At 72.3% G+C, this 11443-nt stretch carries 13 protein-coding genes; 7 read left to right on the top strand and 6 right to left on the bottom strand.

Features of this window, described 5'->3' with window-relative positions; translation table 11 throughout:
* Positions 1–26 precede the first annotated feature (26 nt).
* A complete protein-coding gene (locus tag AB0A74_RS24155) occupies positions 27–986 on the top strand; it encodes a helix-turn-helix domain-containing protein (RefSeq protein WP_358252728.1) in 960 nt (319 codons plus the stop codon).
* Here AB0A74_RS24155 and AB0A74_RS24150 read toward each other — a convergent pair.
* Entirely contained in the window at positions 983–1606 is a 624-nt protein-coding gene (locus AB0A74_RS24150) for an O-methyltransferase (RefSeq protein WP_358252726.1), read from the bottom strand. The genes AB0A74_RS24155 and AB0A74_RS24150 overlap by 4 nt on opposite strands.
* A gap of 239 nt (positions 1607–1845) precedes the next feature.
* On the opposite strand from AB0A74_RS24150, the gene sigE reads away from it, so the two are divergent.
* From sigE to tatB, 4 genes are all read left to right on the top strand, one after another.
* Positions 1846–2418, top strand: a complete 573-nt coding sequence (sigE, locus tag AB0A74_RS24145) for an RNA polymerase sigma factor SigE (RefSeq protein WP_343932481.1) — start codon at positions 1846–1848, stop codon at positions 2416–2418.
* Positions 2415–3011 (top strand): zf-HC2 domain-containing protein, encoded by a 597-nt coding sequence (locus AB0A74_RS24140; RefSeq protein ID WP_358252724.1) that lies wholly within the window; start codon positions 2415–2417, stop codon positions 3009–3011. Before sigE ends, AB0A74_RS24140 begins: the two co-directional genes overlap by 4 nt.
* A 69-nt stretch (positions 3012–3080) precedes the next feature.
* Entirely contained in the window at positions 3081–4613 is a 1533-nt protein-coding gene (locus tag AB0A74_RS24135; RefSeq protein ID WP_358252722.1) for a trypsin-like peptidase domain-containing protein, read from the top strand.
* A 67-nt stretch (positions 4614–4680) separates the two neighbouring features.
* Positions 4681–5088 carry a Sec-independent protein translocase protein TatB gene (tatB, locus tag AB0A74_RS24130; protein ID WP_358252720.1) on the top strand — a complete coding sequence of 136 codons (408 nt, stop codon included), beginning with the start codon at positions 4681–4683 and terminating at the stop codon, positions 5086–5088.
* Between the two features lie 687 nt (positions 5089–5775).
* On the opposite strand, the gene AB0A74_RS24125 is transcribed toward tatB, so the two are convergent.
* On the bottom strand, positions 5776–6915 hold the full coding sequence (locus AB0A74_RS24125) for an Mrp/NBP35 family ATP-binding protein (RefSeq protein WP_358252718.1): 1140 nt from the start codon (positions 6913–6915) through the stop codon (positions 5776–5778).
* Between the two features lie 129 nt (positions 6916–7044).
* Here AB0A74_RS24125 and AB0A74_RS24120 point away from each other — a divergent pair, with 129 nt between their 5' ends.
* Positions 7045–7515 (top strand): MarR family transcriptional regulator, encoded by a 471-nt coding sequence (locus tag AB0A74_RS24120; RefSeq protein ID WP_358252717.1) that lies wholly within the window; start codon positions 7045–7047, stop codon positions 7513–7515.
* Positions 7516–7527: 12 nt separating this feature from the next.
* On the opposite strand, the gene AB0A74_RS24115 is transcribed toward AB0A74_RS24120, so the two are convergent.
* Together AB0A74_RS24115 and AB0A74_RS24110 are read right to left on the bottom strand one after the other, a co-directional pair.
* Positions 7528–8034 (bottom strand): DUF1003 domain-containing protein, encoded by a 507-nt coding sequence (locus AB0A74_RS24115; RefSeq protein WP_358252715.1) that lies wholly within the window; start codon positions 8032–8034, stop codon positions 7528–7530.
* Complete coding sequence (locus AB0A74_RS24110; protein ID WP_358252713.1) at positions 8027–9280, bottom strand: CBS domain-containing protein; 1254 nt, start codon at positions 9278–9280, stop codon at positions 8027–8029. Before AB0A74_RS24110 ends, AB0A74_RS24115 begins: the two co-directional genes overlap by 8 nt.
* 56 nt (positions 9281–9336) lie before the next feature.
* On the opposite strand from AB0A74_RS24110, the gene AB0A74_RS24105 reads away from it, so the two are divergent.
* Positions 9337–10182, top strand: a complete 846-nt coding sequence (locus AB0A74_RS24105) for a PhzF family phenazine biosynthesis protein (RefSeq protein WP_358252711.1) — start codon at positions 9337–9339, stop codon at positions 10180–10182.
* Here AB0A74_RS24105 and AB0A74_RS24100 read toward each other — a convergent pair.
* Together AB0A74_RS24100 and AB0A74_RS24095 are read right to left on the bottom strand one after the other, a co-directional pair.
* A complete protein-coding gene (locus AB0A74_RS24100; RefSeq protein WP_358252709.1) occupies positions 10166–11020 on the bottom strand; it encodes an aminoglycoside phosphotransferase family protein in 855 nt (284 codons plus the stop codon). The genes AB0A74_RS24105 and AB0A74_RS24100 overlap by 17 nt on opposite strands.
* On the bottom strand, positions 11017–11352 hold the full coding sequence (locus AB0A74_RS24095) for a hypothetical protein (RefSeq protein WP_358252708.1): 336 nt from the start codon (positions 11350–11352) through the stop codon (positions 11017–11019). Before AB0A74_RS24095 ends, AB0A74_RS24100 begins: the two co-directional genes overlap by 4 nt.
* Between the last annotated feature and the right edge of the window lie 91 nt (positions 11353–11443).

Genomic DNA, 11443 nt, shown 5'->3' with positions numbered 1-11443 from the left:
GACGGTGTGAGTGCTAGGAATCGCACATGTCGCCTGGTTCCTCGCACCGCGTGGTGATGGTCGTCGACGCCGGCTCGAACCCGTTCGAGATGGGCGTGGCGACGGAGCTGTTCGGCCTGGACCGGCCGGAACTGGGCGACCGGCCCTGGTACTCGTTCACGCTGTGCGCCCCCGGGCCGGTGACCATGCACAACGGGTTCTTCACGCTGACCGGGGTGCCGGGGCTGGAGGCCGTGGCGACCGCCGACACGGTGATCGTGCCGAACCGGCCGGACCCCGAGGTCCGACCGCCCGGGGTGGTGCTGGAGGCGGTGCGGGCGGCGGCGCTGCGCGGCGCGCGGATGGTCAGCTTCTGCACCGGCGCGTTCACGCTGGCCCACGCGGGGGTGCTCGACGGGCGCTCGGCGACCACGCACTGGCGGTGGGCGGACCTCTTCGGATCGCTGTTCCCGCAGGTCACGCTCGTGCCGGACGTGCTGTACGTGGAGGACGGGCGCGTCTACACGGCCGCCGGGAGCGCGGCGGCGCTGGACCTCGGCCTGCACCTCCTCCGCCTCGACCACGGCGCGGAGGTCGTCAACACCGTGGCGCGACGCCTGGTGTTCGCCGCCCACCGCGACGGCGGGCAGCGGCAGTTCGTCAAGCAGCCGGTGCCGGCCGTCCCGGACACCTCGCTGACGCCCCTCCTGGACTGGGCGCGCGAGCGCCTGGCCGAGCCGCTGACCGTCGCGGCGCTGGCCGCCCGCGCCGCGCTCAGCCCCGCCACCCTGCACCGGAGGTTCCAGCAGGAGGTCGGCACGACGCCACTCGCCTGGTTGACCGCCGCCCGGGTGGACCTCGCCTGCGCCCTGCTCGAACGCGGCGAGACCCGGCTGGACGTGGTCGCGCGGCGGTCCGGGCTGGGGTCGCCGTCCAACCTGCGGGCGCGGGTGCGGCGGCGGACCGGGCTGAGCCCGTCGGAGTACCGGGCGCGGTTCGGCGGCTAGGCCTTCGCCGCGACCAGCAGGCCGTCACCCAACGGGAGGATGACCGGCACCAGGCGGTCGTCCTCCCGCACCGACCGGGCCACCTCCCGCAGGGCCACCGTGTCCGGGTCGCGGTGCGACGGGTCGGCCACCCGCCCGCTCCACAGGATGTTGTCGAACGCCACCACCCCGCCCGGCCGCAGCAGCCGCACCGCCTCTTCCAGGTACTTCGGGTACTCGGTCTTCGCCGCGTCCACGAACACCAGGTCGTACGCGCCGTCGGTGAGCCGCGGCAGCACGTCCAGCGCCTGGCCCATGATCAACCGCGTCCGGGACGCGCCCACACCGGCCTCGGCGAACGCCTTGCGCGCCGCCCGCTGGTGCTCCGGCTCCACGTCGATCGACGTCAGGATCCCCGCCGCGGGCATGCCGCTGAGCAGGTACAACGCGCCCACGCCGGCGCCCGTGCCGACCTCGACCACGGCCTTCGCCCGCAAGGCGGTGGCCAGGAAGCGCAGCGCCGCGCCGCCACCGGCGCCGATGGGCACGCAACCCAGCTGTTCGCCACGCGCCCGGGCGGCCGTGACGACGGCGTCCTCGGGCAGGTAACGCTCCACGTACTCGCGCAGCGGCGCATCCACAGCACGGAGGTTAACGCCGGACGCGGCTGAGCGGGTGAATGTCCCGTGAACCGGAATTCTCAGCGTGCTCTCAGGCGACTCTCACGATGGTTATAAGCGAGCCCAGCATGCTGGGGGCACGCGAGGGCGGGTGTTGGCCCGGTCCTCGCAGAGCAGGACACACGGGAACACGCTCGCCGCAGGAAGCGTTGAACCGTGCAGCAGGGCAGCCCGGCCCACTGGAGGTGCTTCACCGCACGATGCCAACGCAGCCGTACACCGCCACCGCGCCCATCGACGACACGGAATGGATCGTGCCGACGTGGGACCAGGTCGTCCGTGACCACGCCGACCGGGTCTACCGGCTGGCCTACCGCCTGACCGGCAACCAGCACGACGCCGAGGACCTGACCCAGGAGACGTTCATCCGCGTCTTCCGGTCCCTCGCGTCCTACCAGCCGGGCACGTTCGAAGGCTGGCTGCACCGCATCACCACGAACCTGTTCCTCGACATGGCCCGCCGCCGCTCCAAGTTCCGCATGGAGGGCCTGCCCGAGGACACCGACCGGCTCGCGGGCGACGACCCGAGCCCCGAGCAGGTCTACCACGACACCCACCTCGACCCCGACCTGCAGGCGGCGCTGGACGAGCTGCCGCCGGACTTCCGGGCCGCCGTGGTGCTGTGCGACGTCGAAGGGCTGTCCTACGAGGAGATCGGCGCCACCCTCGGCGTGAAACTGGGTACGGTGAGGAGCAGGATCCACCGGGGCCGCCAGGCCCTGCGTGCCGCACTGGAACGCCGTCGGGGTCTCGTTCGGGAGGACTCTGCATGACCGACCTGCGAGGTTGGGGACTGCCCGAGCAGCACCTGCTGCCCGACGCGGTCGTCGCCTTCGTCGACGGCGAGCTGTCGGCCTCGGCCCACAGCCGTGCGGCGGCGCACCTGGCGCGCTGCCCGTTCTGCGCCGCGGAGGCCTACTCGCAGCAGCAGGCGCGCTCCGCCGTGCGCGCCGCGGCGACCCCGTCCGCCCCCGAGAGCCTGTTGGCCCGGCTGGGCGCGATCCCGCAGGAGGTCGAGCTGCCCAGCGCGCCCGACGGACTCGCGGTGACCGAGGACGGCCAACTGGTGGCCGTGCAGCGGCCCGACCGCGTGGCGTTCGGCAGCGGACCCGTGCTGGGGTCGAGCCGCCCTTTCGGCACGGGCAGCCGGTTCGGCGGCCGGCGGGCCCGGCAAGGCGCCGGCGTGGTCGTGTCGGGCCTGATGCTCGGCGCTCTGGCACTCGTCGTGCCGGGCAGTGAGGAGCCCTCGCCCTCACCCGCCGCCGGCAACCCGCCCCCGCCGCCCGCCGTGGCGCCGCTCGTGGAGGAGCGCGTGGGGCTGTTGAGCGGTACCGGTCCCGCCGCGGACCACCTGCCGGCTCGCTGACGACAACTTCACCGGTCACCGGGCACGATGGGCCCCGCAACACCGGGCATCACCGACGTGCGGGGAGCGATGAGCGAGCCACAACAGGCCGGGCCGGAGCAGGGCAACGGGACCCCCAGGTCCGGCGTGGACGACGGGGCGCACCGCAGGCTCGCGCCGCGTCCCCTCCAGCGGCCTGCCGTCGACCCCGGTCAGGCGTTCGTCTTCGGCCGTCCCCAGGGCGTGGACGGCGCGTTCTCCGCCGACCGGCCCGTGTTGAACGGCGGCGTCCAGCTCGCTCCGCCGCCACCCGAGGCGTTGAGCACCGCGTTCGGCCGTCCGCAGGGGACCGGTGAGCTGCTCCAGCGGCCTCCCGTGGACCTGAACGGCGAGCCCGAGGTCGAGCCCGTGTTCTGGGAGGGCAAGGCGGCGGGCGACGCGTGGCGCGACCCGGGCGCCGGCGCGGTCATCGGACCGCCGGCGGTGACCGAGGAGCCCGAGGTCGAGAAGAAGGCCGTCGCCGAGCCGGGGCCGCAGCTGAGCATCCCGGAGCTGTTGTTCGGCCGCCGCGTGAAGCCGACCGCGCTGGGTTTGCTGCTGGTGGTGGCGCTGCTGGTGGGCGCGGCCGGTGGCGTCGTCGGCTGGCTGTTCGGGCGCGCGGGCAACCCGTTGACCGACAGCGGGGTGACGCTGGCCGAGGTCCAGCCGGGCAAGGAGCGGCCCGTCGGGTCGGTCGCCGACATCGCCAAGCGCGTGACGCCGAGCGTGGTGTCGATCGAGTTCAAGGGCGCGAACGTGGCGGGCGTCGGCTCGGGCGTCGTCATCGACGGCGGCGGGTACGTGCTCACCAACGACCACGTGGTCGCGCCGGCCGTGCAGGACACGTCGGCCAAGCTGACCGTGGTGTTCACCGACGGCAAGCGGGCCGTGGCCCAGATCGTCGGGCGCGACTCCAAGACCGACCTCGCGGTGATCAAGGTCCAGGTGGACGGCGCGACCGTGCTCCAGTTCGGCAACTCCGACGACCTGGCGGTGGGCGACACGGTGCTGGCCATCGGCTCGCCGCTGTCGCTGTCCAACACCGTGACCGAGGGCATCGTCAGCGCCCTGCACCGCCCCGTGACCGCGGCCGGCGAGAACGGCGGCCCTCAGGTCACCTACGACGCCATCCAGACCGACGCGGCCATCAACCCCGGCAACTCCGGCGGCGCGCTGGTCGACTCGTCCGGTGCGCTGGTCGGCATCAACTCGTCCATCCGGACCGAGACCGGCGGTTCCGTGGGCCTCGGCTTCGCGATCACCGGCAACTACGCGCGCAAGATCGCCCAGGCCCTCATCCGCGACGGCCAGGTCAAGCACGCGGACATGAACATCAACGTCAGCTCGGTGGCCGCCGAGACCGCGGAAGGCGCGCGCGTCCAGAACGTCCCCGACGGCGGCGCGGCCGACGCGGCCGGCATCGAGGAGGGCGACGTGATCACCCGCGTCGGCGACCGCCTGGTGCGCAACGCCGCGGAGTTGACGGTCGCGGTACGGGACCACGAAATCGGGGAAACGGTTCCGGTCGTGCTGGCCCGGCAGGGCCGGGAGCTGACCGTGCAGGTGACGCTGCGGTCCGACTGACGGCTAGGCTGGCTGGTGGCTCATTCGTGGGCGTCGGCGTGGGTGGTGCGGAGCGAAGGCGGGCACTGTGTTTGACAGCATCGGCTGGGTTGAGCTGCTCATCATCATCGTCGCGGGCCTGTTCATCCTGGGCCCGGAACGACTCCCGTCCGCGGCGGCCTGGGTGGGCCGCACCATCCGCCAGGTCCGCGAGTACGCGACCGGCGCACGGGACCAGCTCAAGCAGGAGATGGGCCCGGAATTCGAGTCGCTGCGCAAGCCCCTGGAGGACTTGCGGGAACTCCGCAACTTCGACCCGAAGCGGGCCATCACCAAGCACTTGTGGGATGACGTGCCCAGCAACGGCACTCTCGGTGGCGGTTCAGGCGGTTCCAAGCCGAACGGGTATCCCGCTGCCGGGCAGGGGCCTTCTGTTGCTCAGGAGCGGCCTTTGCAGCACGGGGAGCGTCCTCCTTTTGACCCCGATGCCACTTGATTCTTCACGCTTCGCTTCTTCGACGCGCTTCGCGCTCTCAAGCGTGACGCGCTGACGCGCTCTCAAGATTAAAAGCGCCTCGCCGGCGGGCAGGCCCCCGGGGTGGAAGGGCGTCGGTTCGTTCCCCGTACGGCCTGCCAGAGGCAACCACCCTTCACCGTTCTTTGCAACCGGTAAAGCGTGGTTGCAAAGAACGGTGAAGCGCGGTTGGGCTTCGCCCAGGCCGTACGGGGAACGAACCGAGGCCCTTCCTCTGGCTAAATAGCCCAAAGGAAGAGCCGCGCTTCGCGCGGAGCGCCTGGGTGTGCAGGTGGGCACGGAGGTCGGGGGCCTGCCGGTGTGGGGCTCAACCGACCCGGCCCTTGGCGCCGAAGGCGCCCCTTTTGGCTATTTAGCCACAGGAAGGGCCTCGGTTCGTCCCCCGTACGGCCTGGGCGCAGCCCAACCGCGCTTTGGTCTATTCCGCAACCAGCTTTTCCGGTTGCGGAATAGACCAAAGGGTGGTTGCCTCCGGCAGGCCGTGCGGGGGACGAACCGACGCCCTTCCACCCCCGGGGGCCTGCCCGCCGGCGAGGCGCTTTTATCTTGAGAGCGCGCCAGCGCGTCACGCTTGAGAGCGCGCCAGCGCGAAAATCCCGAGAGCGCGAAGCGCGTCCGAAGACCCAGCGCGAAGCGCGTGAAGGAAAATCAGCGACCAGCGGGAGAAACGTTGAGCAAACGGCCGGCCAAACCACGAGAACGAACAGAAAGCTTGGCAGCGACAGAAGTCAACACCTGAGCGGCGGTGGAAGAAGGCTCGGCGAGGACGATCGGGGTGCCGGCGTCGCCCTGCTCCCGCAAGCGCGGGTCCAACGGCACCTGGCCCAGCAGCGGCACCTCGGCGCCCACCGCCTGGGTCAGCGACTCGGCCACCGCCTGGCCGCCACCCTCGCCGAACACGTCCATGCGCGTCCCGTCCGGGAGTTCCAGCCACGACATGTTCTCGATGACGCCCGCCACGCGCTGCCGCGTCTGCAGGGCGATCGACCCCGCGCGCTCGGCGACCTCGGCCGCCGCCTGCTGGGGCGTGGTCACGACCAGGATCTCCGCGTTCGGGACGAGCTGCGCCACCGAGATGGCGACATCGCCGGTGCCGGGGGGCAGGTCCATCAACAGCACGTCCAGGTCGCCCCAGAACACGTCCGCCAGGAACTGCTGCAACGCCCGGTGCAGCATCGGGCCGCGCCAGACGACCGGGGTGTTGCCGGGCGTGAACATGCCGATGGAGATGAGCTTCACGCCGTGCGACTGCGGCGGCATGATCATCTTCTCGACCTGGGTCGGGCGGGCCTCGGTGCCCAGCATGCGGGGGATCGAGTGGCCGTAGATGTCGGCGTCCACCACGCCCACCGAGAGCCCGCGCTGGGCCATCGCCACGGCGAGGTTCACCGTCACGCTGGACTTGCCGACGCCGCCCTTGCCCGACGCCACGCAGTAGACGCGGGTCAGCGAACCCGGCTGGGCGAACGGGATGACCGGCTCCTCGACGCCGCCGCGCAGCGTCTTGCGCAGCTCGGTGCGCTGGGCGTCGCTCATCACGTCCAGCTCCACGCGGACCTGGCGGACGCCCTCCAGCGCCGAGACGGCGGCGGTCACGTCGGCGGTGATCTTGTCGCGCAGCGGGCAGCCGGCGACGGTCAGGTACACGGCGACGTCGACGACCCCGTCGGTGATGGTGACCGACTTCACCATGCCCAGTTCGGTGATGGGTCGCCGGATCTCCGGGTCCTGCACGCCGGCCAGCGCCTTGTGCACGTCGTCAACGGTGGGGAGGGTCTGCGTCGTCACTGGATCGCCTTCGATCGGGGTAGAACGCCATGCTACGGCGGGGCCGCGTCCCTCCAAGCTACCGGTTGGTCACCTGCTTCAACGGGGCTGGGCGCAGCCGGTTGCGTGCTTTCCGTAACATTGCTATCCGTGCCGGAAACCGGAAGTGCCCGGTTGCCCACCCGATCCGAGCTCGGTGTGTGGCGATCCTTCCTCCGGGCCCATGCGCGGCTCACTCGGATCCTGGAAGCCGAACTGATCGCCGAGCAGCGACTCTCGCTCGCGGCCTACGACGTCCTCGTGCAGCTGGCCGAGGCGCCGCAGTACCGACTGCGGATGACGGAGCTGGCGGACGCCGTCCTGCTGTCCCGCTCCGGGGTGACCAGGCTCGTGGACCGGTTGGAGCGCGCGGGCCTGGTGTTGCGCGAACGTGCCGACGGCGACGGCCGCGGCGTGGTGGCGGTGCTGACCCCGTTGGGGTTGGAGCGCCTCCGAACAGCCTCGGGCACCCATCTCACGGGTGTCGTGCGCCATTTCGCCGAAGTGTTCGACCGGGCGGAGCTGGACGCGTTCGGCCGCTCCTGCGACCGCCTGGCGTCCGACCCCGACGCGACGCCCTAGGCGGGGAACGCCCTACGACGGGACGTCGTCCCAGCGCGGGTCGTCCTTGAGGTTCGGGCGCTTGCGCTCGCGGAAGACGCGGTCCAGTTCGCTGCGCAGGTAGTCGCGGGTCGCGACCTCGCCGATCGCGATGCGCAACGCGGCCAGCTCGCGGGCCAGGTACTCGGTGTCCGCCTTGGTCTGGGCGGCGCGGGCCCGGTCCTCCTCCAGCGACACGCGGTCGCGGTCGTCCTGCCGGTTCTGGGCGAGCAGGATGAGCGGCGCGGCGTAGGCGGCCTGGGTGGAGAACGCCAGGTTGAGCAGGATGAACGGGTACGGGTCCCAGCGCAGGTTGACCGCGACCAGGTTCAGCGTGATCCACACGACCACGATCAGGGTCTGCCAGAACAGGAACTTCCCGGTGCCGAGGAACCGGGCCAGCCGCTCGGAGAAGCGGCCGAACGCCTCGGGGTCCAGTTCGAACCGGAAGCCGGGGCGGCGGGGTTGGTCCAGCCGGCGGCGCGGCAGCAGTTCAGGCATGGGTGAGCCCCGTTTCCCGCCAGTTGTCCGGCAGCAGGTGGTCCAGCACGTCGTCCACGGTGACCGCGCCGAGCAGGTGGTCGTCCTCGTCCACGACCGGTCCGCACACCAGGTTGTAGGTGGCGAAGTAGCGGGTGACGTCGCTGAGCGTGGCGCGCGGGGTGAGCGTGGTCAGGTCGGTGTCCAGGACGCCCGCGACCAGGTCGGACGGCGGTTCCCGGAGCAGCCGCTGGATGTGCACGCAGCCCAGGTACCGGCCGGTCGGGGTGGCGGTGGGCGGGCGGCACACGAACACCATGCTGGCCAACGCGGGCGTCAGGTCCGGGTTGCGCACGTGCGCGAGGGCCTCGGCGACCGTGGCGTCCGGGGCGAGCACGACGGGTTCGGGCGTCATCAGGCCGCCCGCGGTGTCGTAGCTGTACTCCAGCAGGCGTTTGACCGGGGCGGACTCCTCGGGCTCCATCAGCTCCAGGAGCCGCTCCTTCTCGGTCTCGGGCAGCTCGCCCAGCAGGTCGGCGGCGTCGTCGGGGTTCATCGCCTCCAGCACGTCGGCGGCGCGTTCCTCGTCGAGGTGGGCCAGCAGGTCCTTCTGGTCCTCCTCGGGCAGCTCCTCGATCACGTCGGCGAGCCGCTCGTCGTCCAGCGCCTCGGCCACCTCGTACCGGCGCTTGCTGGGCAGGCTGTGCAGGGCGAGCGCCACGTCGGCGGCGCGCATCGTCTCGAACACCGCCACCAGGTGCTGCGCGCCCTGCGGCTGGCCCGCCAGCTCGGTGACCGACAGGCCGGAGATCTCCTCCCAGCGCAGCACCTGCACCGGCCCGCGGCGGGCCAGGCGGCCGGTGCGCTCGCGGACGGCGACCCGGCTCATCCGCCAGTCGCGGGTGCGGGTGGGTTCCATGGCGGCGTCGACCAGGACGGCGGACGCGCCGGAGTCGAGGCGGACGCGGGCGTCGAGGAGTTCGCCGACCACCAGGACCTCGTTGGTGCGCTGGTGGAACTGGCGCAGGTTGACCGACCCGGTGGCCAGCGTCACGGCGTTGGGCTCGATGGAGGTGACCCGCAGCATGGGCACGAAGATCCGCCGCCGCGTGGCCAGTTCGAGGACCAGCCCGAGCACCCGCGGCGGCTGCCGGTCCACCCGCAACCCGATGACCAGGTCGCGGACCTTGCCGATCGACTCGCCGTCCGGCCCGAAGACGGGCAGCCCGGCGAGCTGCGCGGCGAAAACCCGGTTCACGGCAACCACGCCGCCAGGCTAACCGTGCCCGGGCGCGCTTGCCGATCACGGTTAAGGTCGGGTGCGTGCTGAGCTACGACGTGGTCGACGTGTTCACCGACCGGGCGTTCGCCGGGAACCCGCTGGCGGTCGTCCACGGGGCCGAGGAGCTGTCCGACGGGCAGTTGCGGGCGATCGCGAGCGAGTTCGGGCTGTCCGAGACGGCGTTCCCGCTGCCGCCGACGCGGTCGGGCGCGGACTACCGGCTGCGGATCTTCACGCCGTCGTCCGAGCTGCCCTTCGCCGGGCTGCCCAGCCTGGGCACCGCCTGGGTGCTCCGGACCGCGGGGAAGCTCGGGTCGGGGCGGTGCGTGCAGGAGACCGTGAAGGGGCTGCACGAGGTGGTGGTGCGGGAGGACGGGGCGACGCTGGCGGGGGACAGGCCGGTCGTCGGCGAATACCTCGACGCGGCGCCGCTGGCCGGTGCGCTGGGGCTGTTCCGGTCCGATGTGGACCCGCACGCCGAGGCCGGGGTGGCCGGGGCGGGGATGGACTTCACCTTCCTGCCGGTGCGGGCCGGCGCGGTCGGGCGGGCCAGGCCGCAGGTCGGGTTCGCGGACCACGTGGTCGGGCGCGGGCTGGTGCCGGTGTGCTTCGCCGGTGGCGAGGCGCACGTCCGGATGTTCCGGGCCGCCGGCGGCGAGGACGCGGCGACCGGGGCGGCGGCGCTGGCGCTGGGGGTGTGGCTGGTCGACCGGGGGTTGCTGTCGCCCGAGGGGGAGCACTCCGTGGTCGTGCGGCAAGGCGAAGAAGTCGGGCGACCGTCCATTGTGGAGCTGCACGTGACCGCGGTGGGCGGTGTGGCCACGCACGTCCGGGTGGGCGGGAAGGTGGTGCCGGTGGCGCACGGCAAGATCAGAGTCCCGGGCTGAACGCCCGCGCGATCGCCTCGCACTTGGCCGCCAGCTCCGCCTCGCCCTCGTCGGCGCACCACAGCCAGTTGTCCACCGCCCGGTACACCGTCCAGCGCCGCGCCCGGTCCACGTCCAGCTCGGCGATGTCGCACAGCGCCGCGAACCGGTCCCGCAGGCCGCGCTCGCCGTCCACCTCCGACCACCGGTTCCACAGCAGCGGGATGACGCCGTACTCGCGGTCGCCGGCCAGCGGCTTGGGGTCGATCATCAGCCACGGCTCGCGGGTGCCGCGCAGCACGTTCTCGTAGTGCAGGTCCTCGTTGACCAGCGTGTTCCCGGCGGTCTCGGTCAGGTCTCGGCCCAGTTCGGTGGCCATCTCGGCGAAGCGGGCCGGGACGAGGTCCTCGTTCTCCTCGACCAGGTCGTCGGTCTCGGTCGGGCGGAACCCGGGGCCGGCGGGCCGGCGCAGCCGGCGCAACAGGCCGCCGGCGACCTGGAGGGCCTCCTCCATCGACGTGTCCAGCAGCGAGCGGGTGTGGTCGAGGCGTTCCAGCAGCAGCGCGCCGTGCTCGTCGTCGTGGTCGAGCAGCCGCACGACGCCGTCGCCGTCCCACGCCTTGAGCGCCAGCGGTTCCTGCCGGGTCTCCTCGTCCAGCCAGGTCAGCTTGAGCACGGCCGGGTGCCCGTCGGCCCGCCGCACCGGCAGCACGACGGCGACGTAGCCGTGCATGAGGTCCCCGTCGGGCGTGAGGTCCCAGCGGGCGCAGAACCGCGTGGCCAGCGCGGGCAGCGACGCCTTCCACGCCGCCCCCTCCTCGCCCAGCCAGGACGCGAAGTCCGGCGGCACGGTGATCACGCGACCTCCAAGCGGTAGACCGACTCCCACGCCGGCGTGGTGTTCAGGCGGGCCGCGCGCAGCGCCGCGGCGGTCTCGTCGTCCACCGCCACCAGGCGGGCGGTCACCGGGACGTCCACCAGGTGCGAGTGGGTCGAGGGGGACCGCACGGTGAGCACGCACGCGACCCCGTCGGCCAGCCCCGGCACCTCCTGCTCGGTCCCGCCGACGGCCACCAGCACCGACTCGTCCCGCCACAGCGCCCACACCAGCCGGGCGGGGTGCCCGTCCGGCGCGACCCACACGGCGGCGGCCTTGCGCAGCGCGTTGTCCAGCACCCGGGTGATCTCCACCGGTTCAGCCTGCCAGACCCCTGTGAATCGGGACTCACGAAATAGCGGCCGTCCGGCGTGCGTGCCACCCTTCGCACGACAAGGAGTTACC

Origin of the sequence: Saccharothrix sp. NPDC042600 (assembly GCF_040647305.1) — a bacterium.
In the GTDB taxonomy this organism is placed as follows: Bacteria; Actinomycetota; Actinomycetes; order Mycobacteriales; family Pseudonocardiaceae; genus Actinosynnema; species Actinosynnema mutabilis.
Note: the sequence above shows the minus strand (reverse complement) of the source record. Positions and strands in the feature narration are given on the sequence as shown.